Genomic DNA, 19,826 nt, shown 5'->3' with positions numbered 1-19,826 from the left:
TTTTATGATTTCTAGCATAAATACTCTACTATTCCTCATATGGTAGTTAATAGATTCACATAAAAATACTTAATTGAAATGATAGAACAGCCGGAGGTGGATGATAGAGTATGACGCTATCAAAAGTAAGTAAAGAGTTAGTTGGAGTGTTGCTGCTGCTGTTGTTTGGGTATTGTTTTTTCTTTGTTGATATAGATACAAGTAACTTAGCTATTCCCACATCTTTATTGAACGTCAATACCATCTTTTTAAGCATCGTTTTTGAAGCTATACCATTTATTTTGCTCGGTGTGTTTGCATCAGCACTTATTCAAGTGTTCATATCAGAGCGAGCGATTCAGCGAATGATTCCAAAAAATCCGTATCTTGCACTCGTATCAGCCGTTGTAGTCAGCGCTATCTTACCGGTTTGTGAATGCGCTATTATTCCAGTTGTAAGAAGGCTGCTTAAAAAAGGAATGCCCCTGCATGTTGGAATGGTTATTTTAGTAGGAGCACCCATTCTAAACCCAATTGTATTTGCTTCTACGTTTTATGCATTTCAATCAGATTTATCTATCGTATATAGTCGAATGGGGCTTGCTGTGATTGTTTGTTTACTCATTGGGTTAGCAATTTATTGGACGTTTCGTAATCAAAATCAGCTTAAGGATGTTCACGTCCACGTTCATTCAGATCATGGAAAAGGAAATCGTCTGAAGCAAACGCTTTATCATGCAAGCGATGAATTTTTTGATATGGGAAAATATTTATTATTTGGAGCGCTCGTTGCAAGCCTGTTTCAAACGTTTTTGGATCGGCAGGTTCTTGTCAGCTTAGCCAGCAATGAATACGTATCCTCTGCAGTCATGATGGGATTTGCCTACGTGCTTTCCTTGTGTTCGGAAGCAGATGCTTTTGTTGCGTCATCTTTTGCTCATACGTTTACACCGACTGCGTTGCTTGCCTTTTTAGTATATGGACCCATGATTGATTTGAAAAATACAATTATGCTATTTGCCTTTTTCAAAAAGAAGTTTGCTATCCGGTTTATTCTAATGATTACGGTTATTGTTTACGGAGTTGTGATGGTTTATGGATGGTTAATGGGATGAGGAGGATATTATGAAGCGAATTGATGAACAGTTTATCACCTATATCCGAGGCATTTTCTTAATTGGGTTTGCGCTTTTAATGTTTAAGCTTATTTTAACGGAGCAAATGGTTTACTTTATTGCTCCGAAAATGATGCCGTTTATTTATTTTTCTAGCATTACATTCTTTCTCCTAGGAGTTGTGCAAATTTGGCGAAGCAGCATAAAGGTAGAGGATGGGGGAAGCTGCGCTTGCGAGCATGATCATTTTGAAAAAGGGAAGTTTAAGACCTTCTTCATTTACCTCTTATTCTTACTGCCAATTATGACTGGCTTTTTATTGCCTAACCATTCATTAGGAAGTTCTGTGGCTGAAAAAAGAGGGATTAAGTTTGCAGAAGGAGTGAAAGAAACGCCCACGCCAGAGCAGCGTCAAGAATTGCAGGAAAACGCAGATGCCGAGTTAGAAGAGTATATGAATCAAGTACTAGGAGCGGAAGTAGAAGAACCGCAGGAAGATGGAGAAGTTCCTTTAGAACACCCGGAAGGCTTCGTACCTCAGCAGGCACCAGAAGGCTATTATGAAAAATTAGAAGCTAAGCTAGTCAAGCAAGATCATATTGTAGTAAGTGATAAAGAATATATTCCAATCATGAATATCATCGAGACAAACGTTGGGAAATTTGTTGGCAAGACGATTGAAATAAAAGGCTTTGTGTATCGAGAAGAGGGGTTTAAAAAGGACCAATTCGTAGTCGCTCGATTTGGTTTATCTTGCTGCGTAGCGGATGCATCGGTATACGGAACCCTTTCAACCATTTCGGATGCTGCTAAGCTTGAAACGGACGAGTGGATTAAAGTAAAAGGAACCATCGGCCAAGAAGCATATAATGGCGCTTCATTACCGTACCTAAAGATAGAAAAAGTTGAGTCGATTGCCCGCCCAAAAAATCCGTATGTCTATGAAATGTATCAAGGTGAGCAACTGGTAACACCGGGTGGGTCTTGACCATAAAAAAGAGGCGATAAATCGCCTCTTTTTTATTGAATCGCAACCGGTAATACATATAAAAGAACGGCCAGAAAATGTGTAACTGTGCCCCCAAGTACAAATAAATGCCAAATCATGTGATGGAAGCGAAAGCCTCGCCATACGTAGAAAATAGCTCCGATTGTATAAAGAACTCCGCCAATAACAAGCAATACTAAGCCTGGTGTCTCTAATGTTGCTTTTAAAGAGTTCCATGCAAAGACAATCATCCAACCCATTAACACGTATAGGACTGTTGAAATAAAGAGGAATTTTTTTACGAAGAATGCTTTAAACACAATTCCTGCAATTGCAATCCCCCAGACAACGGCAAAAAGGGTCCAGCCCATTGTTCCTTTCACAATGACGAATAAAAACGGTGTATAGGTTCCAGCGATAAATAAATAAATCGAGGAATGATCAAAGATTTCAAATAAATCTTTTACCTTGCCTTCAGGAAAGCTGTGAACAAGCGTTGATGATACATATAGTAATAACATGGTAATTCCATAAATCGTAAAGCTAACAATATGCCAAGGTGTACCTTGTAATGAAGAAAATACAATAAGAAGAGTGAGTCCGACAATGCTTAAAATGACCCCAATTCCGTGCGTGATTGCATTCGCAATCTCTTCACCTTTTGTAAATGTATGTGTATTCGCCACTTACAAAATCCTCTCTTTATCAAAATATATGGTCTTATTATAGACCATTTTTTAAAAATTATCTAATTTAACAACGGCTTGTACCAATAGATGAATGTGATTTATAGCTGTAAAATGCATGTATGAGAAGAGGAAATAATTTTTTCCGAAAAGACAGAAAAGTTGTCATGCCTTTGTTATTTCAAAATACATATAGAATGAAATGATAGAGAAGAGGGTGATTAGGAAGTGAAAAGAGAAGCGATATTTGATGAAGAGGGAATATATCAATATTCTTTTAAAGTAGCTTGGAGTGAAAAAAATGATCGAACCGTAACGTTCATCTTGTCATCTCCAATGAATACAGGCACTCAACAAAGTGAAGAGGAACTAAAGAAATGTATGCAGTTAGCACAACGGTGGGGCTTTGGTTCGTTAGAAATTGTCTATTTGTTTAGCTATCAAGCTGAAGATAAGACATTATTAGCGAAACTCTCAAAGCAGGAAGCCGTTGGAATTGGAACGAACCAATATCTGACTCAAGCGGTTAATCGTGCACATTTAGTAATTGCCGCCTGGGGAGATAAAGGCGAGATTCATAACAGGCAAGAGGATATCTGTACAAGTGGAAAGACTCCGATGTACTGTTTTGGAATGACCGATAACGGTTGCCCTATAGCTGTTGAAGATGCTTCGGAAGGTTTTGAACTGCAGAGATGGTCTTTCTCAGACAATGAGAAAGCAACAAAAGAGGTTTACTCATATATTGAAGAGGTAAATAATCAATTTTTTGAGCCTACATTTACTGAAATAAAGTCATTTGCCCAAGAAGAAGATCCTGCTGCTGTTATTGAAGAAATTATCGATATTTTCCGCTGAGGAACGTAATGAAATGAACTCTTGCATCATAGAATTGTATGAACCATGCTGTATAGGAGGTCATTACATGACAATTGATGAAGCGCTCAAAAGGGTGGAAACGTTATATGAAACTGTTAATACAACTTGCTTTCAATATGTAGAAGGCGCGAATGTCCAGAAGGCAGAACTCGATTTAACTATAATTGATGAACTTGGAAGTTTACTAAACTATTTATATGAATTAGATGTTCATGATGAAGCGTTATTACGCTCCATTTTAAATAAATTAGAATATGGACAACCTATTTATGATCTTGCCATGCTGAATCCAATCTCTTTGGAGGGAAATGAAGAGAAAATAGATGTTCTGTATGAAGAAAAGGTGAAGGTTGAAAAAATGTTGTTTGAAAGCTATAAGAAACAACATGAAAAGTTATTGCAAAAAGCCATGCCACACTTAAAGCAAATGCAGTGTGAACTCCAAGCATTTTTGTATATTTGCAGTGTCAAACAATAGTATATACAAATAAAATACTGCATGTTAGAATGGGAAAATAAAGAACTTTCTGAATAAAGAAGTCGTTACAACGGTATAGGTAATCATCTAAAGCATGAAGGTGATGGTAATGATAGTTACCTTTTCCTTTGTGCTTTATTTATTAGCCGATTAGATGGGGTTACTTGCTTATTGGGTCAAAAAGGAACGCTAATGCACGAATTTGTATCACACTCCTTATTGTATTTTCATCTAGTAGGGCTTAAATATCATAGATTGACATACCCTAGTTGAAAAATTGAGGTGAAAAAGTCATGCTTAATCATGAAGAAAAAGAAGCAGTGTATAAAGCTATTTATGGTCGACGAGATGTTCGAACGTTTTTATCTAAAGAAGTATCAGAAGAAAAAATTAATCGTATTTTAAATGCTGCTCACCACGGTCCATCTGTCGGGTTTATGCAGCCTTGGAATTTTATTTTAATTTCATCTGATAGCGTAAAAGAAAAATTAGCGTGGGCAGCTGACAAGGAGAGGCGAGCATTAGCTATTCATTATGAAGGCCAAAAGGAAAAAAATTTTTTAGAGTTGAAAATTCAAGGGCTGAAAGAAGCGCCGCTTACGATTTGCGTAACATGTGACCCAACGCGAGGCGGTTCCCATGTTCTAGGACGCAACTCAATACCTGAGACGGATATTATGTCAACGGCCTGTGCCATTCAAAACATGTGGCTTGCTGCTTACGCTGAGGGACTTGCGATGGGATGGGTGAGCTTTTATAAGAAAAATGATGTGCGAGACATTTTAAATATTCCACCGCATATTGATCCTGTAGCCCTCATGTCCGTCGGATATACGGAAAATTATCCAGAAAAACCGATTTTAGAGCAAGCGAATTGGGCTCAGCGCCGCTCTTTAGAACATCTCATTTATGAAGATGTGTGGGGAGAGAAAAGCAAATAAATTAATTGCTCCAAAACTAGTTGAGTTTACATAAAAAACGAACGAATTACTAATTGTGAATTAAAATATTCGTTTTTATTGTTGACAAGCATGTCGAAACGAGGTATCTTTATATCAAGAAAAAGCTGAATACGGTCACTCATATATGTTTGATAATATGGATCGAACGTTTCTACCTTGTTACCGTAAATAACAAGACTATGAGTAAAAAGTAAATCTAGGTTCCCGCTTTTCATCATGAAAAGGTCTGGTCCAAGCGATTTACATGCTTAATGTTTTCGACAGAACGGCATGACACCGAAGGGATAAAAGCCCAGGCGGGTAGGTTTTTGCTCATCTATTATGAGATGCCTACCTTTGCTTTGGGCTTTTTCTTATTGTATCTATTGTGTATGCTTGTCGTTGGGTGTGCCGCTAGCTTTCTGGGGAGAAAAGCTAGCGGAGGGAGACGAAGCTACACGCTTTAGCATTTCTGCAAGCCCTCATTAACCATTGGAAGTACATTTATCTATTTTCTAGCATTTTCTTTGTGTAAGCAGTGTGGGGACACTGCTTCTTTTTTTTGCTTAAATTTGTCGAGTAATCAACCGATTTATTGAAAGAAAAAGAAGGTATTTTAGGTAATTTAGCGAATTAGTGCAAACAAGAGCTTCAGCTCCCCGATAGGCTGAAGGAATAGTATCGCTTGCAAAAAAAGAAAAGATTATAGAGGAGAGGGTTAAGATTGTTACATTTGGTTAACGTCCGATTACCGCTAATTCATGATCATGCACTTTTTGAAGTGAAAATTACAGATGGAATATATACCTCAATTGTGTTACAAAACGGCTATATGGAAGATGATGAGTTTGAAGAGCTGCACGCAGATGTTTTGGGGAAAGAAACGGCTTTAGACGCTCAAGGGAGAGTTATGCTACCTGGTTTTGTAGATATGCACATGCATTTGGATAAAGCGCACTCTTTACCTCAAGTGCCCAACCTTTCTGGTACACTATCTGAAGCAGTTGAAAACTATGCGTCTAGCATTGCGTTGTTTTCTGAAGAAGAAATTAGACAGCGTATTGTAAAAACAGCACTACAGGCATTAGCAAATGGAACGACAGCTATTCGCACACATATCGATTTTAATTGTTTATTAGAAGAAGATATTCTATTTAGAGGGCTTCAAGCAGCAGCAGATGCACGAGATGAGCTCAGTCCATATATGGAAATTCAGCTTGTTCCATTGTTTGGGTCGGTAAACACACATGATGACTATATTATGAGAAAAGTTGAGAGAGCAGCAGAGTTGGGAATTGATGCAATTGGAGGCTGTCCTCATTTAGCTAGTCATCCTAACGAAGATATAGATGCCTTGTTTACTCTCGCTAAAAAGTATGATTTGCCATTGGATTTGCATATTGACGAAAGTGATAACCCTAATATCGACACGATCATTTATTTGGCAGAGCAAACCATTGCTCATAAGATGGAGGGAAAAGTAGTAGCTGGTCACCTATGTTCATTAGCAGGAATGGACGAAGAGAAAGTTCAGAAAATTTTAACTTTAATGCGTGATGCTAAAATTGGGGCCGTAACGCTTCCGGCTGCGAACCTTTATTTACAAGGGCGTGAAGACCGAGGAATTATTCGAAGAGGAGTAACGCGAATTAAGGAACTTCAAAAGTCAGCTATTCCCGTAGCGACCGCTTCAGATAACGTTCATGATCCGTTTCATCCGTTTGGAAAAGCCGACTTATTACAAATTGGCTTGTTAACAGGATATGTTGCTCACATGGGGAGTCCCGAAGAACAAAAGCAGCTTCTTCGAATGATTACTAGTATTCCAGCAAGATTAATTGGAAAAAGGAAATATGGAATTGAAGAGGGAAATGAAGCAAACTTCGTACTTTTAAACGTGCAGTCAATGCCAGAGATATGGACTGAAATTCCAGAGACACGTTTTGTTTATGCTCAAAAACGGTGGGTTAGTGTGAAGGAGACACATCAACGCTTAGCTGATCATAATTTGACAGCTCTTTGGAAAGAGAATCAGCTATTAATTGGATAAAAAAAGAAGCACTCACAGAGTGAGTGCTTCTAAATTATTACTTTTGAACGTTAGCAGCTTGTGGTCCACGAGCGCCTTGTTCGATTTCAAATGATACGTCTTGACCTTCTTCAAGTGTTTTGAAACCGTCGCCTTGGATAGCTGAGAAGTGTACGAATACATCGTCTTGACCTTCAACTTCGATGAATCCAAAACCTTTTTCTGCATTAAACCATTTTACTTTACCTTGTACCATTGTAGTACCTCCTGTGTGGAACAATCCACGAATATATTACTATCTCTGCTCAATTTCAATAAAAATCACTTTAAAGAAAGTCTTTCTATTTCTAACACCGAACAAGAAATAATATACCTAGTATAACACTTTTTCTTTAAAAAGAAACCTTTTTTTCGAAAAAAACTATGTTAACTTCAAAAAAGAACTTAATATGTTACAATTTGGATAAAGAAGGGGAGGCGACTAGAATGGAAGACTTGTTTTCTCTATTAATATTTATTTTTGTTTTAATTTATGTTGTCGTGGCAAATCGAGAAGTGGTGGAAAAGCTAACTTGGCAACAGCGTATTGGAGTTGCTGCCACTTTTATCATGACCATTGGATTTGCAGTCGGTTGCTTTTATATCGGTAGTCAGATGCTGCAAAATTATATTGAAAATGGATTCATTCAAATGGTTATTAAAATTATCATGGTCATTGTTGTCATGACAGCTGCAATTAAATGGATGCATTTGGCTTTTAGAAAAATTACGAATGGCTTAATAGGAAATGATGTATAAGAGAATATAGAAATTAATTATTTTAATGTATAAATACGTTGCTTTTTATTCATAGGGAACCCTTATTTCTTGATAAGAAAGCCTGTTAAATCACGGATGTATAAAAAAAGTGCATAAACGATAATTTTTATATACATATAATGAGGCTGGGACATAAGTAATTCAGCTTTAATCGTTCAGGTTTTTTATTGACTGTGAAAACAATGTTGCTGAAAGATATCCATTCCTTAAATTTAGAGAGCTTAGCATTTTTTAGGATAGGCTAGATTATCCAGTTTTATATTTACATTTATTTCTAAAAGTGATATCATAATAATATGAAAAAGATATAATTACAAAGGGGAGATTACTTTGCAGGAGCGTCAAGCGTGGATTTTAAATGGTTTTGTGGGCATTCTGTTGATTTTAGTAGCCATCATTGGCGGTGTTTTTATGCTCATTCAAGAAGTGCCGCTTATAGGACTTCCGCTTATTGCTATTGGTGGATTGTTAGCTTCCGGTGTGACGGTTGTACAGCCGAATCAATCTCAAGTTGTTATTTTCTTTGGAAAATACTTAGGAAGCATTCGTAACAGCGGTTTGTTCGTAACCGTTCCGCTAACAATTAGACGTACCATCTCATTACGAGTTCGAAATTTTAATAGTAAAAAGTTAAAAGTAAATGATGTAGAAGGAAACCCAATTGAGATTGCCGCAGTTGTTGTTTTTAAAGTAGTAGACTCTGCCAAAGCAGTGTTTGATGTAGATTCGTATGAAGAGTTTGTGGCGATTCAAAGTGAAACAGCGATTCGAGCAGTAGCGACGCGTTATCCTTACGATACGTTTGAAAACGTAGAGCTTACGCTTCGTGGAAATGCAGATGAAATTTCTGATGAATTAGCAAAAGAGCTGCAAGATCGTCTTGAGGTTGCTGGTGTAGAAGTTATTGAAGCGCGCTTAACGCACTTAGCATATTCAACAGAAATTGCAAGCGCCATGCTACAAAGGCAGCAGGCAACAGCTATTTTATCAGCCCGTAAGAAAATTGTTGAAGGCGCAGTTTCAATGGCACAAATGGCAGTTGAGCAATTAGAACAAGATGGTATACTAGATTTAGATGAAGAGCGTAAAGTCAATATGGTCAACAATTTGATGATCGCAATTATTTCAGATCGAGGAACACAGCCTGTGGTGAATACAGGTAGCTTATACTAATTGGTTGTGAGAAGGAATGGCAAAAAAGAAAAGTTTCCCACTGCGAATTGACCCTGAGCTCTATAAGCTATTAGAGCGCTGGGCACAAGATGAATTTCGAAGCGTCAACGGACACATTGAATTTTTACTCCGTGAAGCTGTGCGTAAAGAAGGACGACTCAGTAAGCGAAAAGAACAAAGTGACGAAACCTAGCAAGCTGGCGATATGCCAACTTGCTTTTTTCGTATGTAAAGGAAAAGTACGTGTTAGTGAACATAAAGATCAGGATATCATGGGAAGTGGAGAGAGTAATCACATTAAAGATTTGTCTTATTCAAAAGCCTCATGATTGAAATGAAGGATGAGCCACTCCTGCGGGACTAGTGAGACAGCTGAGACCCCGCAGTATACGAGGAAGCTCAGCGCTCGCTCTGCGGAAAGGGAACAATCTGAAATGGAAATCACACCGAGCAAAGAGAATGTTTTATAAATATGAAAAGAAAGTTATATTCTTCTCAATGTGAAATATTAAAACGATTTCATTGCACTTTTAATTTGAATCAGGCTACAATAGGACGTATATGTAAAAAAGGAGTGAATAAAATGATTCGTTTTGGCGTCATCGGAACAAACTGGATTACAGAATCATTATTAGAAGCAGCAAGTCACGTAGAAGACTTCAAATTAACCGCTGTGTACTCAAGAACAGAAGAGCGCGCACAGGAATTTGCTTCTAAATACAACGTAACCACAACGTTTACTAACTTGGAAGAAATGGCTACGAGCGATCAACTCGATGCTGTTTACATTGCGTCACCTAATACGTATCACGCTGAACAAGCAATTCTATTCATGAAGAACGGCAAGCATGTTCTATGTGAAAAACCGCTTGCAGCCAATTCTACGGAAGTAACGCAAATGATTCAAGCTGCAAAAAACAACAATGTTTTATTAATGGAAGCAATGAAATCTACGCTTCTTCCGAACTTTAAAGTCATTGCAGAAAATCTACATAAAATTGGTCCCGTTCGTCGCTACTTTGCGAGCTACTGCCAATACTCTTCTCGTTATGATAAATACAAGGAAGGCATTGTGCTAAACGCTTTTAACCCTAAATTCGCCAACGGTTCTCTTATGGACTTGGGCGTATACTGCTTATATCCGCTGATTGCATTATTTGGTGCTCCAAAAGAAGTTAAGGCAACCGGAGTGATGCTGGAGTCAGGTGTTGATGGAGAAGGTACTGTAGCCCTATCATATGATGATAAAGACGCTGTTGTGATGTACTCTAAAATCACAAACTCACACCTGCCAAGCGAAATTCAAGGTGAAAAAGGAAGCATGATTATCGATAAAATTCATACTGCTGAAAAGGTAGAAATTCGCTACAACGATGGGTCGGTAGAAGAACTCACAGTCGAGCAAAGCCATCCGCCAATGTATTATGAAGTAAAAGAATTTATTGATTTATTAAACAGCGGCGAAACAGAATCAGCTGTAAACTCATTTGAAAATTCATATACAACAATGCGTGTGATGGACAAGGTTCGTAGTCAGCTGGGACTTGTTTTTCCAAACGATAACTAATAGATACAAACAAAGGAGCAGGGGAATTACCTCTGCTTCTTTGTTGATTTTTGAAATAAACGGCTCCCAAGTAACAAAGCGCCACCAAGTAAAAAATATATAAGCCCAATTGAAGTAGTAGGGACTACTTCTTTAAAGTCGGTATCTCCTAAAAGAGAAGAAAAGCTAAACACAAAAAAGAAGAAGCCAATCCAAAATGTTACTTTTCCCATGAACGATAGATTTTTTGTCATTATAACCCCTTTTTATATCCATATTTTAACATATTTAATTAACTAATTGGTAATAACATGATTTAAAACCACAGTTTGACTTTTAGTGTACCTATCCTTTAATATAAACAAGAACAAATGTTCTTATTTTGTTGTTTTTTTCTCAGCTTTTCCCTTTTTATCTACTATATTTAAAAAAATAGGAGGTTACTTATATGGTTAATCAATCTGTACATCATCTTATCCCCCCGTATTTAGAAACATCTTTTTCTACATTTTACTGGAAACATCGAGCAGCACTTTCTTCTCCTTTATTAAAAAATTTTTTAAAAAACGATTGTCACTACGACTTATTACAAATGACGTTTCATCACAAGAGCGAGCAATATGCGTCGTTAGTAGATGAAGCATTCAAACAGTTTTACAGTGAAATTCGCTTTTTGGCTTATGTTTCAACGTTGTGTAAGCACTTTGTACGGGATAAAGTGCAGCTTTATCAGAAGACACACTATGTAAAAAGCTTGGATCAGCCGGTTGTGAAAGAGGAACAGCGAACATACGGCGAAACGCTTGGTGTAGTGGATCGGGACTGGTGGAATAGATCATTTTTAAGCAATCAAATCGAAGATGAAGCGCTTTATAAAGCGCTCGTATCCTTACCGTGGAAGCAGCAGCTTATTCTGCATTTTCGTATTGTTGAAGGATGGACGAACGGTGAAATTGCTTCTTTTTTTCACGTCTCTCCACAGGCCATTTCATTTAAGTATCGGAGCTCACTTATGCGATTAAAACAACAATTAGAAGGAAGGGATGCACATGGTTGAATGGTTATCCGTTATTAATCAAGTTGGCTTTCCTGTTGTGGTCTCGTTTTATTTGTTAGTGAGGGTTGAAACGAATATTAAACAGCTGGAAGAAACTATAGAAAATCTTTCAAGTGATTTAAGAAAGAAGTGATGTTACATGACAACTCTTTATAAATTAATTGAACGAGTGAAAAAAGATGATGAAAAAGCTGTTGAAGAGCTTCTGCAAAGGCTATCTCCGAAAGTGAAGAGCGCAGCTCAAGCCGCATGCGCCTCAGAACGTGAAGATATTAAGCAAGAGCTGAATGTTAAAATTGTACAAGCAGCAAAGAAATTTAGCTTTGAGTATACACCAGGATTTTGGGAAACTGTCTTAAAAGAAGGTCAGCAAAAGCAGTAAATAAAAAGCAGATGTCTACATGGGCATCTGCTTTGTTTATGCGTTATGACTAAGAAGTAGGGTTATACTTGCTTTTGTGTTTTCTTTGTCTTATCATCTTCATCGTCTTCCATCATTCCTTTGGTAGCAAGCTTAAACTCTCGCAGCGTTTTTCCTGCTGCTTTTCCAAGCTCAGGAAGCTTTTTTGGGCCGAATAAAAGCAAAGCAACAAAGACAATCAGCGCAATTTCTCCAAAACCAAGGTTCATGGTCATCGTCTCCTAGTCAAAGAATCAATACAAGTTCATTATAGCATGGATTATGTTGTTAAGAAGTGAATTTTAACCCAATTACGCCAATGACAATAAAGGAGATAAATAAAAGACGCTTCCAATCTTTCTTTTCATTAAAGAGAAACATCCCTAATAATACGCTTCCTACTGCCCCAACACCAGTCCAAATGCTATACGCAGTCCCGATTGGAATGTCTCGTAGAGCTAAGGAAAGTAAATAAAAGCTGGCAAGGCTAAATGCGCTAAACCCAATAGAAGGAAGCAGGCGCTTAAAACCATCTGACAGTTTTAAAAAAATAACAAACCCAACCTCACATATTCCTGCTCCAATTAAAGCAATCCAAGCCATATTAGCCTTCCTCCTTTACATCATCACTCGATACCAGCTTAATACCAACAATACCAACAAGCATTAACACTAAGAAAAAGATTCTGGTTAAGCTCGCATCTTCATTTAAAGCAACCATGCCAATGATGGCTGTTCCTGCTGCGCCAATACCTGTAAAAATGGCATAAGAAGTCCCAACTGCAATGTCTTTTAATGCTTTTGAAAAAAAGAAAAAGCTAATGACAATTGCGATTAAGGTTACAACAGAAGGCAAAAGCTGAGTGAAGCCTTCTGAATACTTTAGGCCCATTGCCCACACAATTTCAAACAAACCTGCAATAATTAAATAAATCCAAGCCATGGATAAAACTCCTTTAACATTCTTTTATTCCTTTTTAATTCCTAACCAAAAAACGTTCCAAGCATCTTTTATTTTGGTAGAATAGCGCTCTTGATCGTAGTAAAAGCGCTGAATAAATAACCCATCCGCTAAGCAATAAAAGCTGTTAATGTAGCGGTCAATTTTCTCGTCTCGCATTGTTCCTTCTGCAATTCCTTGTTCAAAGATGGATGTTAATAATCGATCAGATAACTCTTCGCTTGTTAAAAAGCGCTCCTTTACAAAGATTTGCAAGTGAGAAGGCGGGAACATAATTAAACGTCTATACATTTGTCCAAAGTTATTTTCTTGTAGCGCAAAACAAAGCTGAAATAAAAACTGCTTTAACTGATTTGGAGCGGATGCATCTTTATGTTCATCAAAGATCTTCTGCATCTTTTGAGTGAAAACAGCTACTAAGTCATCGACCGTAGCTAAAAAAAGCTCATCTTTATTTTTAAAATGTGCATATAACGAAGGCTTCTTTATGCCTACTTGCTCGGCAATATAAGCTAAAGAAGTGTCAGTGTAGCCTTTTTCGCCAAAAGCTGTCATTGCCACAGCTTTTATTCTGTCAACAGTTGATGAATGTTCCATTCTTTACATTCTCCTCTTCAATTTACCTAACGTTCGGTAGGGAAAACTATATCAAACTAGAAAAAAAGAAGCAAGAGTTATCCTGCTTCTTTTAGAAGGAATTTTGACATTGTCATCATTAGTGCTGTCATAAAAATAAGTTCGAATGTATTTGTTACGGCACCGCTCTCGATCGGAAGTGGAATAGCACTTCCTGCAATCATTAAAACAACTCCAATCAGCATCACATTCCATTTAGTATGGCGAAAAAGTGAAATGCTTACTAAAAGTAAAATAAACGTCACGATTAAAACCATAATTGGTGGTCCACTGTGCCCGCCAACTAGCGTATAACGAAGTATGCCATATTCGACGACTGGTTGAAGGGTTTGATGCATAATCTCTGTGATTTCATACACGATTAAGGTAATGGTAATAAGGAGAAAGCTATAAAGAGTAACGTTTTTCTTAGCCCATTGCAGTTTCGCATGCCTCCCAATACCCAAAGCAAAAAGTACAAGAGTAGGAGTGAAGAAAGCATGACCTAGAAATCTCCATAGGTTTAGCGTTTCAAGAGTGGATCCTTCACCAATAAACAAGCCGATCGCTAATAAACCGTTGTCATAAATGAGCCCTAGCATCACGACTAATAAAAAATATGTAAAAGAATGACTTGTTCGCGTTCTATAAAGAAACAAGCCCCAACCTAACAAGGCAATATATAAAGCAGTAAAAGAAAAATAAAGCACCGTGTCGATTATTATTTATTCACCTCTGTCATGCAATTTATATTTGTCTACGAGCTTTATACCCAAAATATTTAAAATTCAATCGTGAAAAAGAACATCTATCTTCCTAAAACAGAAATGGTTATAAAGTTTGTCTATGTATGTGAATTTGGTAGTCAGTGTAACCTTTCTGACTACTCTCTTTATGAGTCTATCAAATTATATATCTTACTTTTTCTTTAATGACTATAGGAACATGCTCATTTTAGTGAAAAATCAGTATTTTAACAATCACATTAGAAAGATTATGGAGTGAAAAGTAAAATTAAATTCATTTGTAATCTTTTTATGGGTTTTACATTACAGGAATGTTTCATGTATTAAAGATATTGCATCTTCGTAATGTGAATGTGTAAAAAATATAAAAAAAAATAAAGGATTAAAGAGCTTCTATTAGGCGAATGGTCACGAATGCTAGAGAAAATGCTTGGAAACGACAGCGTTGTGAAAGCTCCTTGACCCTTTATAACCAATACAAAAAACATGTATCGTTTGAGCTATTGACCGTTTCTTCGTGCGAGTGGTAGGTTTAGACCTGTTGAATTTGGTGCTCGAGCCCAAACGTAAAAATGAAATTAGATAAAGAGAAGAGAAACGAAATCGCAGATGAACGCTAACAATTTTAGCGGTCAGCGCTATTTTGGAAGGAGAAGGATAAGAGATGATCTTAATAGTCCTATGCTGCTTATTTTTACTAGGCTATGGCATTTGGGAGTATCGTAGACATTTGCGTAAACTGCATTCAATTCCAGTTCGAGTAAATGTTAACGGTATTCGAGGAAAATCAACTGTTACGCGTTTAATAACAGGAATTGTAAAAGAAGCAGGTTACAAAACAGTTGGAAAAACAACAGGTACCCAAGCGCGAATGATTTATTGGCACACATCAGAAGAAGAACCAATTATCCGTCGTAAAGAAGGGCCAAATATTGGAGAGCAACGACGCGTTGTAAATGAAGTTGCCGATATGGGAGCCGAAGCACTTATTTGTGAATGTATGGCCGTTCAGCCAGATTATCAAATTACATTTCAAAACCAGCTTATTCAAGCCAAAGTGGGCGTTATTGTAAACGTACTTGAGGATCACATGGATGTAATGGGGCCAACTTTAGATGAAGTTGCCCAAGCTTTCCTAGCGACAATTCCTTATAATGGACACCTTGTTACAATTGAAGGTCCTTATTTAGAGTATTACAAAAAGGTTGCAGCGGAGCGAAATACAAAAGTAATCGTTGCTGATAATGATCGTATTTCTGAAGAGTATTTACGTAAGTTTGATTACATGGTATTCCCAGATAATGCTTCAATTGGTTTAGCTGTTGCTGAAGCACTAGGCATTGATGAAGAAACGGCAATGAGAGGAATGCTAAACGCTCAGCCAGATCCAGGTGCAATGAGAATTACGAAGTTTGGAGATACAAGTAATCCAGCTTTCTTAGTAAATGGATTTGCAGCCAATGATGCTTCATCAACACTTCGTATTTGGGAGCGTGTAGATTCTATGAACTATAGCCCTAAGCTTCCGATTGTTATCATGAACTGCCGTCCAGACCGTGTCGATCGCACAGAACAATTCGCGGTTGACGTAATGCCTTATATAGAAGCAGATGTGATGATTGCAATTGGTCAGACAACCTCACCGATTGCGGATGCGTATGCAAAAGGAACGTTACCAACGAAAGAGTTCTGGGATATGGAAGGTGCATCAACAGAAGAAATTCTTGAGCGCATGAAACCATATTTAAAAGATCGCATTGTCTATGGTGTCGGAAATATTCATGGTTCAGCAGAGCCACTTGTAGAAGCGATTATTGAAATGAAAACGATGAAAAAAGCAGTTTAATCTAGGAGGCCATTTCATGTTCGGATCAGATTTATATATTGCCCTTGTATTAGGGATAACTCTCAGCTTAATTTTTACGGAAAAAACAGGTGTACTACCTGCAGGGTTAATTGTTCCAGGGTACTTGGCACTTATCTTTGATCAGCCAATGATGATTGTCGTTGTATTTGTTATCAGTTTACTAACATATGTAATTGTTGTTTATGGTATTTCAAAAGTAGTTATTTTATATGGACGTCGTAAGTTCACCGCAATGTTAATTACAGGAATTGCAATTAAAGTCATTTTTGATTATTTCTATCCTGTCCTACCATTTGAAGTATTTGAGCTACGTGGTATTGGAGTTATCGTACCAGGATTAATCGCCAATTCAATGCAAAAGCAAGGTGTACCATTAACGGTTGGAACAACAGTATTGCTAAGTGGAATCACGTTTGGTGTAATGCAAATTTATTATCTATTTTAATAAAAAGTTAAAAGAAAGGAGGCCAAACATCAGTGAAGAAAAAGCAGCTAAACTTTCAGGAAAAAGTATTGATGTTCATAAAACGAACGAAGCCAAGCAGTGGAAAACAAGCACTTATCCTTACACCTATTTTAATCCTTGTTTTGGCACTAGCAGGTTGGGTTCAGCGTTCGGATGCGCTTCAAGATCCTAATCTTGCAAAAAAAGAGTCAAGTGATGATATCACCTTAACGATGGTTGGGGATATTATGATGGGTCGACATATCAAAGAAGTGACGAGCCGTCACGGAGAAGATTTTGTTTTTCGAAATGTTCAGCCTTTCTTTGATGAGTCTGACTATGTGAGTGGAAACTATGAGTCTCCTATTTTAACAAACGACGAAGATTCTTACGAGAAGATTGATAAAAGCATTCACTTATACAGTGAAGAAGAAGATTTAAAAACAATGAAAAATGCAGGATTTGATGTATTAAACCTAGCGAATAACCACGCGATGGATTACGGTACAAAAGGTCTAGAAGATACGCTTGCATCTTTTGAAAAAAACCGCATGAACTATGTCGGTGCTGGTCGTAATAAAGAAGAAGCGAAACATATTTCATATAAAGAAGTAGACGGTGTGAAGATTGCATCCGTTGGTTTCACAGACGTATATGTTGCAGGAATGAAGGCCGGTAAGAATAACCCAGGCATTTTAGATGCAGATCCAGATGTTATTTTTGAAACAATTCAAGAAGCGAAAGAAAATGCGGATTTAGTTGTTGTAAACGCGCACTGGGGTGCAGAGTACGATGTAGAGCCTAGTGAGCGTCAACAGGGCTTAGCAAAAGCAATGGTTGATGCAGGTGCAGATATCATCATCGGGCATCACCCTCACGTTTTACAGTCATTTGATGTTTATAATGGTTCAATTATCTTCTATAGTCTAGGAAACTTTGTCTTTGACCAAGGTTGGTCAAGTACAAAAAATACGGCGATGGTTCAGTACAACTTAAATAAAGAGGGCCAAGCTACGGTAGATGTCATTCCGATGATTATTAAAGAAGGTAGTCCTACGCCAACAGATAATCCATGGCGCATGAAACGAATTTACAACGACTTAACAAAGTACGCATCAAATGAAGGTCGTTTAGAAAAAGAGGATAAGAAGTTTCAAATTAAACTTGATCACACACACGTAATGAAGAGATCGCAGGAACGTCAAAACCAAAGTGATGATGCTCCTGCTAACAATACAGAAGAAGCATACACACAACAATAATTCAACTAAAGGAGATGAAAGATGATGAAAAAACGAAAATTGCTTTTTGTAGCCATTATCATCTTTTCTCTCATTATTAGCGTCGTAGCGTATCAATTTTTATTTCCCAAAAAAGAGTATGCCGTTAGTACATCCGACCCTTACGCAACAAAAGTGGGGATGGATGTACTGAAAAATGGCGGTACTGCTGTTGATGCAGCGATTGCGATTTCCTATGCACTAGGCGTTGTTGAGCCATATGGCTCCGGTGTCGGTGGAGGTGGTGGCATGCTGATTGATCCAGCTGATGGAGATTCTACCTTTATTGATTACCGCGAAGTCGTTCCGAATTCAGATAAAGATGAGCAAGAAGGTGTTCCAGGCTTTGTCGCTGGGATGGAATACATTCACCAAAACTATGCAACAAAATCAATGAGTGAGTTAATAAACCCTGCGATTTCTTACGCAAAAGATGGCTTTAAAGTGGACCAAGATCTTCATGATAGGTTGATTTCGTATCAAAAAAACTTAGATGAAGATGAGCTTGAGCAGTTTTATCCGAATGAAGAAGCAATTGAAGCGGGAGAAGTCTTAAAGCAAAAAGATTTAGCTAAGACTCTTACAACGATTAAAGAAGAAGGTGCTTCTGCTTTTTATCGCGGAGATATTGGTGATGAAATCGCTGATGGGACGGAGATTTCAAAAAAAGACTTGCGCGATTATGAAGCAGTAGAGCGAAAGCCTTTAGAAACGAACTATAAAGGTAATCGCATCATTAGTGCTCCACCGCCGTTTTCAGGCGTCACGCTTATTCAAATGCTAAAGCTTGCTGATGAAGAACAAATTTGGGAACTAAAGAATGAAAAGCCAAGCTTGTTTAACCACTACCTAGGTGAAATATCGAAAGTGTCTTATCAAGATCGATTAGATAAAGTAGCTGATCCATCTTTCATTAAGCAAGCTCCTGAAGACTGGATCGATGATCGTTACGTTCGTTTATTAGGAAATAAAATTAATGAAACGCGTACGAAAAAAACGAAAGTTAGCGATGTAGAAGAGCACGAAAGTACAACGCATTTTGTTGTAATAGATAAAGAAGGAACGGTTGTTTCCACAACCAATACGCTAAGTAATTTCTTCGGAAGTGGAAAAAACATCGAAGGCTTCTTTTTAAACAACACGCTTGGTACTTTTGGTGAAGGCATTAATAAAATTGAAGAAGGTAAACGACCACGTACATTCACAGCGCCCACTATTATCCGCGGTGAAGATGAGTGGGTAATGGGAATCGGGACACCTGGAGGGAACCGAATTCCACAGGTGTTAACGCAGGTGCTAGGCAACTATTTTGACAGTGGTCAATCGATTGATAAAGCAGTGCAGTCAAGCCGCGTCATCTTTGATTCTGACAAGCTATATTCTGAAAAAGAACTTGAAAATGATGTGAAAGATCGATTGAAAACGTACGGATATGATGTGAAACAAACCGATAATCCGATGTTTTACGGAGGGGTACAAGCCCTCATTCAAGATAGAAATGAGTATACGATTTCAGGAAGCGCAGATAAAAGAAGGCATGGTTTGTGGGATAAAAGTACAGAATAATTGAGGAGGAATAATCATGGTAGTTAAACGTATTGTAGGAGTAGTAGCCCCAGTTGTTATCGTAGCAGGAGTTGTGGTTACGTTAGGAGCTTTAAAGCATCCAACAACTTTATCAACAATTGAAGAACAAAAAATTGAAAAGAACTTAAAAATGATGGAGCAAATTGAACAGCAAACAACGACTGAGCAACCTTCATTATCTTTAAACAAGTAAGTAAATCATCGTCGGTTAGCGTGATTAAAAGAGACTGAGACA

26 protein-coding genes and 1 riboswitch are annotated in these 19,826 nt (G+C 37.7%); of the genes, 18 read left to right on the top strand and 8 right to left on the bottom strand.

Going from position 1 to position 19,826, the window contains the following annotated elements; genetic code table 11:
* Nucleotides 1–110 precede the first annotated feature (110 nt).
* Together BFL01S_RS12425 and BFL01S_RS12420 are read left to right on the top strand one after the other, a co-directional pair.
* Nucleotides 111–1,094: a permease gene (locus tag BFL01S_RS12425; RefSeq protein WP_025908253.1), complete on the top strand. Its 984-nt coding sequence runs from the start codon at nt 111–113 to the stop codon at nt 1,092–1,094.
* Nucleotides 1,095–1,104: 10 nt separating this feature from the next.
* Entirely contained in the window at nt 1,105–2,082 is a 978-nt protein-coding gene (locus BFL01S_RS12420) for a TIGR03943 family putative permease subunit (protein WP_061785855.1), read from the top strand.
* Between the two features lie 32 nt (nt 2,083–2,114).
* Here the strand turns inward: BFL01S_RS12420 and trhA are convergent, their stop codons facing one another.
* Complete coding sequence (gene trhA / locus BFL01S_RS12415; protein ID WP_061785854.1) at nt 2,115–2,768, bottom strand: PAQR family membrane homeostasis protein TrhA; 654 nt, start codon at nt 2,766–2,768, stop codon at nt 2,115–2,117.
* A gap of 228 nt (nt 2,769–2,996) precedes the next feature.
* Between trhA and BFL01S_RS12410 the strand changes: the two genes are divergently transcribed.
* From BFL01S_RS12410 to BFL01S_RS12395, 4 genes are all read left to right on the top strand, one after another.
* On the top strand, nt 2,997–3,626 hold the full coding sequence (locus BFL01S_RS12410) for a DUF1643 domain-containing protein (protein WP_061785853.1): 630 nt from the start codon (nt 2,997–2,999) through the stop codon (nt 3,624–3,626).
* Nucleotides 3,627–3,693: 67 nt separating this feature from the next.
* On the top strand, nt 3,694–4,125 hold the full coding sequence (locus tag BFL01S_RS12405) for a hypothetical protein (protein WP_025908249.1): 432 nt from the start codon (nt 3,694–3,696) through the stop codon (nt 4,123–4,125).
* Nucleotides 4,126–4,418: 293 nt separating this feature from the next.
* A complete protein-coding gene (gene bluB / locus BFL01S_RS12400) occupies nt 4,419–5,066 on the top strand; it encodes a 5,6-dimethylbenzimidazole synthase (RefSeq protein ID WP_061785852.1) in 648 nt (215 codons plus the stop codon).
* Nucleotides 5,067–5,185: 119 nt separating this feature from the next.
* Nucleotides 5,186–5,287, top strand: a riboswitch (purine riboswitch).
* A 503-nt stretch (nt 5,288–5,790) separates the two neighbouring features.
* Entirely contained in the window at nt 5,791–7,116 is a 1,326-nt protein-coding gene (locus tag BFL01S_RS12395) for an amidohydrolase family protein (protein WP_061785851.1), read from the top strand.
* A gap of 37 nt (nt 7,117–7,153) precedes the next feature.
* Here the strand turns inward: BFL01S_RS12395 and BFL01S_RS12390 are convergent, their stop codons facing one another.
* Entirely contained in the window at nt 7,154–7,351 is a 198-nt protein-coding gene (locus BFL01S_RS12390; RefSeq protein WP_025908246.1) for a cold-shock protein, read from the bottom strand.
* A 230-nt stretch (nt 7,352–7,581) separates the two neighbouring features.
* On the opposite strand from BFL01S_RS12390, the gene BFL01S_RS12385 reads away from it, so the two are divergent.
* The 4 genes from BFL01S_RS12385 (at nt 7,582) to BFL01S_RS12375 (ending at nt 10,654) form a co-directional block, all read left to right on the top strand.
* Nucleotides 7,582–7,893, top strand: a complete 312-nt coding sequence (locus tag BFL01S_RS12385) for a hypothetical protein (protein WP_061785850.1) — start codon at nt 7,582–7,584, stop codon at nt 7,891–7,893.
* Between the two features lie 351 nt (nt 7,894–8,244).
* A complete protein-coding gene (locus BFL01S_RS12380; RefSeq protein ID WP_025908244.1) occupies nt 8,245–9,087 on the top strand; it encodes an SPFH domain-containing protein in 843 nt (280 codons plus the stop codon).
* Nucleotides 9,088–9,103: 16 nt separating this feature from the next.
* Entirely contained in the window at nt 9,104–9,280 is a 177-nt protein-coding gene (locus tag BFL01S_RS20020) for a type II toxin-antitoxin system antitoxin (protein WP_035320136.1), read from the top strand.
* Nucleotides 9,281–9,670: 390 nt separating this feature from the next.
* Complete coding sequence (locus tag BFL01S_RS12375; RefSeq protein ID WP_025908243.1) at nt 9,671–10,654, top strand: Gfo/Idh/MocA family protein; 984 nt, start codon at nt 9,671–9,673, stop codon at nt 10,652–10,654.
* A gap of 26 nt (nt 10,655–10,680) precedes the next feature.
* Here BFL01S_RS12375 and BFL01S_RS12370 read toward each other — a convergent pair whose 3' ends face one another.
* Entirely contained in the window at nt 10,681–10,887 is a 207-nt protein-coding gene (locus BFL01S_RS12370; protein ID WP_025908242.1) for a hypothetical protein, read from the bottom strand.
* 194 nt (nt 10,888–11,081) lie between these two features.
* Here BFL01S_RS12370 and BFL01S_RS12365 point away from each other — a divergent pair, with 194 nt between their 5' ends.
* From BFL01S_RS12365 to BFL01S_RS12360, 3 genes are read left to right on the top strand one after another with little or no spacing between them, the layout of a single operon-like run.
* Nucleotides 11,082–11,690, top strand: coding sequence for a sigma factor-like helix-turn-helix DNA-binding protein (locus tag BFL01S_RS12365; protein ID WP_025908241.1), 609 nt, complete (start codon nt 11,082–11,084; stop codon nt 11,688–11,690).
* Complete coding sequence (locus BFL01S_RS20015; protein ID WP_224840046.1) at nt 11,683–11,823, top strand: YvrJ family protein; 141 nt, start codon at nt 11,683–11,685, stop codon at nt 11,821–11,823. Before BFL01S_RS12365 ends, BFL01S_RS20015 begins: the two co-directional genes overlap by 8 nt.
* A gap of 6 nt (nt 11,824–11,829) precedes the next feature.
* Nucleotides 11,830–12,072 carry a helix-turn-helix domain-containing protein gene (locus tag BFL01S_RS12360; protein WP_025908240.1) on the top strand — a complete coding sequence of 81 codons (243 nt, stop codon included), beginning with the start codon at nt 11,830–11,832 and terminating at the stop codon, nt 12,070–12,072.
* Between the two features lie 62 nt (nt 12,073–12,134).
* Here BFL01S_RS12360 and BFL01S_RS12355 read toward each other — a convergent pair whose 3' ends face one another.
* The 5 genes from BFL01S_RS12355 to BFL01S_RS12335 form a co-directional block, all read right to left on the bottom strand.
* On the bottom strand, nt 12,135–12,320 hold the full coding sequence (locus tag BFL01S_RS12355; RefSeq protein ID WP_025908239.1) for a twin-arginine translocase TatA/TatE family subunit: 186 nt from the start codon (nt 12,318–12,320) through the stop codon (nt 12,135–12,137).
* A gap of 58 nt (nt 12,321–12,378) precedes the next feature.
* On the bottom strand, nt 12,379–12,693 hold the full coding sequence (locus BFL01S_RS12350) for a DMT family transporter (protein WP_025908238.1): 315 nt from the start codon (nt 12,691–12,693) through the stop codon (nt 12,379–12,381).
* A 1-nt stretch (nt 12,694) separates the two neighbouring features.
* Nucleotides 12,695–13,033 carry a DMT family transporter gene (locus BFL01S_RS12345; RefSeq protein ID WP_061785849.1) on the bottom strand — a complete coding sequence of 113 codons (339 nt, stop codon included), beginning with the start codon at nt 13,031–13,033 and terminating at the stop codon, nt 12,695–12,697.
* Between the two features lie 24 nt (nt 13,034–13,057).
* Nucleotides 13,058–13,648, bottom strand: coding sequence for a TetR/AcrR family transcriptional regulator (locus BFL01S_RS12340; protein ID WP_061785848.1), 591 nt, complete (start codon nt 13,646–13,648; stop codon nt 13,058–13,060).
* Between the two features lie 77 nt (nt 13,649–13,725).
* On the bottom strand, nt 13,726–14,268 hold the full coding sequence (locus tag BFL01S_RS12335; RefSeq protein ID WP_235859228.1) for a hypothetical protein: 543 nt from the start codon (nt 14,266–14,268) through the stop codon (nt 13,726–13,728).
* Nucleotides 14,269–15,076: 808 nt separating this feature from the next.
* Between BFL01S_RS12335 and pgsB the strand changes: the two genes are divergently transcribed.
* Genes pgsB through BFL01S_RS12310 form a run of 5 tightly spaced genes read left to right on the top strand, consistent with a single transcriptional unit; the run spans nt 15,077 to nt 19,784 of the window.
* Nucleotides 15,077–16,258 carry a poly-gamma-glutamate synthase PgsB gene (gene pgsB / locus BFL01S_RS12330; RefSeq protein WP_025908235.1) on the top strand — a complete coding sequence of 394 codons (1,182 nt, stop codon included), beginning with the start codon at nt 15,077–15,079 and terminating at the stop codon, nt 16,256–16,258.
* A 16-nt stretch (nt 16,259–16,274) separates the two neighbouring features.
* Complete coding sequence (gene pgsC, locus BFL01S_RS12325) at nt 16,275–16,724, top strand: poly-gamma-glutamate biosynthesis protein PgsC (RefSeq protein ID WP_025908234.1); 450 nt, start codon at nt 16,275–16,277, stop codon at nt 16,722–16,724.
* Between the two features lie 32 nt (nt 16,725–16,756).
* Nucleotides 16,757–17,986, top strand: a complete 1,230-nt coding sequence (locus tag BFL01S_RS12320; RefSeq protein ID WP_025908233.1) for a CapA family protein — start codon at nt 16,757–16,759, stop codon at nt 17,984–17,986.
* 21 nt (nt 17,987–18,007) lie between these two features.
* A complete protein-coding gene (locus tag BFL01S_RS12315; RefSeq protein WP_061785846.1) occupies nt 18,008–19,570 on the top strand; it encodes a gamma-glutamyltransferase family protein in 1,563 nt (520 codons plus the stop codon).
* 16 nt (nt 19,571–19,586) lie between these two features.
* Nucleotides 19,587–19,784 carry a CapE family protein gene (locus BFL01S_RS12310; protein WP_061785845.1) on the top strand — a complete coding sequence of 66 codons (198 nt, stop codon included), beginning with the start codon at nt 19,587–19,589 and terminating at the stop codon, nt 19,782–19,784.
* The last annotated feature ends 42 nt before the right edge of the window (nt 19,785–19,826 follow it).

The organism is Priestia flexa NBRC 15715 (assembly GCF_001591565.1).
Classification (GTDB): domain Bacteria; phylum Bacillota; class Bacilli; order Bacillales; family Bacillaceae_H; genus Priestia; species Priestia flexa.
This window is presented reverse-complemented; position numbering and strand designations above follow the sequence as displayed.

What these genes read in the sequence shown, in the direction of transcription:
- pgsB (WP_025908235.1), top strand. Translation starts at nt 15,077, where the DNA reads ATGATCTTAATAGTCCTATGCTGCTTATTTTTACTAGGCTATGGCATT.
- BFL01S_RS12375 (WP_025908243.1), top strand. Translation starts at nt 9,671, where the DNA reads ATGATTCGTTTTGGCGTCATCGGAACAAACTGGATTACAGAATCATTA.
- BFL01S_RS12385 (WP_061785850.1), top strand. Translation starts at nt 7,582, where the DNA reads ATGGAAGACTTGTTTTCTCTATTAATATTTATTTTTGTTTTAATTTAT.
- BFL01S_RS12350 (WP_025908238.1), bottom strand. Translation starts at nt 12,693, where the DNA reads ATGGCTTGGATTGCTTTAATTGGAGCAGGAATATGTGAGGTTGGGTTT.
- BFL01S_RS12340 (WP_061785848.1), bottom strand. Translation starts at nt 13,648, where the DNA reads ATGGAACATTCATCAACTGTTGACAGAATAAAAGCTGTGGCAATGACA.
- BFL01S_RS12365 (WP_025908241.1), top strand. Translation starts at nt 11,082, where the DNA reads ATGGTTAATCAATCTGTACATCATCTTATCCCCCCGTATTTAGAAACA.
- BFL01S_RS12405 (WP_025908249.1), top strand. Translation starts at nt 3,694, where the DNA reads ATGACAATTGATGAAGCGCTCAAAAGGGTGGAAACGTTATATGAAACT.
- BFL01S_RS20020 (WP_035320136.1), top strand. Translation starts at nt 9,104, where the DNA reads ATGGCAAAAAAGAAAAGTTTCCCACTGCGAATTGACCCTGAGCTCTAT.
- BFL01S_RS12335 (WP_235859228.1), bottom strand. Translation starts at nt 14,268, where the DNA reads ATGCTAGGGCTCATTTATGACAACGGTTTATTAGCGATCGGCTTGTTT.
- BFL01S_RS12370 (WP_025908242.1), bottom strand. Translation starts at nt 10,887, where the DNA reads ATGACAAAAAATCTATCGTTCATGGGAAAAGTAACATTTTGGATTGGC.
- BFL01S_RS12360 (WP_025908240.1), top strand. Translation starts at nt 11,830, where the DNA reads ATGACAACTCTTTATAAATTAATTGAACGAGTGAAAAAAGATGATGAA.
- BFL01S_RS12425 (WP_025908253.1), top strand. Translation starts at nt 111, where the DNA reads ATGACGCTATCAAAAGTAAGTAAAGAGTTAGTTGGAGTGTTGCTGCTG.
- BFL01S_RS12355 (WP_025908239.1), bottom strand. Translation starts at nt 12,320, where the DNA reads ATGAACCTTGGTTTTGGAGAAATTGCGCTGATTGTCTTTGTTGCTTTG.
- BFL01S_RS12390 (WP_025908246.1), bottom strand. Translation starts at nt 7,351, where the DNA reads ATGGTACAAGGTAAAGTAAAATGGTTTAATGCAGAAAAAGGTTTTGGA.
- BFL01S_RS12420 (WP_061785855.1), top strand. Translation starts at nt 1,105, where the DNA reads ATGAAGCGAATTGATGAACAGTTTATCACCTATATCCGAGGCATTTTC.
- BFL01S_RS12310 (WP_061785845.1), top strand. Translation starts at nt 19,587, where the DNA reads ATGGTAGTTAAACGTATTGTAGGAGTAGTAGCCCCAGTTGTTATCGTA.
- BFL01S_RS20015 (WP_224840046.1), top strand. Translation starts at nt 11,683, where the DNA reads ATGGTTGAATGGTTATCCGTTATTAATCAAGTTGGCTTTCCTGTTGTG.
- pgsC (WP_025908234.1), top strand. Translation starts at nt 16,275, where the DNA reads ATGTTCGGATCAGATTTATATATTGCCCTTGTATTAGGGATAACTCTC.
- bluB (WP_061785852.1), top strand. Translation starts at nt 4,419, where the DNA reads ATGCTTAATCATGAAGAAAAAGAAGCAGTGTATAAAGCTATTTATGGT.
- BFL01S_RS12315 (WP_061785846.1), top strand. Translation starts at nt 18,008, where the DNA reads ATGATGAAAAAACGAAAATTGCTTTTTGTAGCCATTATCATCTTTTCT.
- BFL01S_RS12345 (WP_061785849.1), bottom strand. Translation starts at nt 13,033, where the DNA reads ATGGCTTGGATTTATTTAATTATTGCAGGTTTGTTTGAAATTGTGTGG.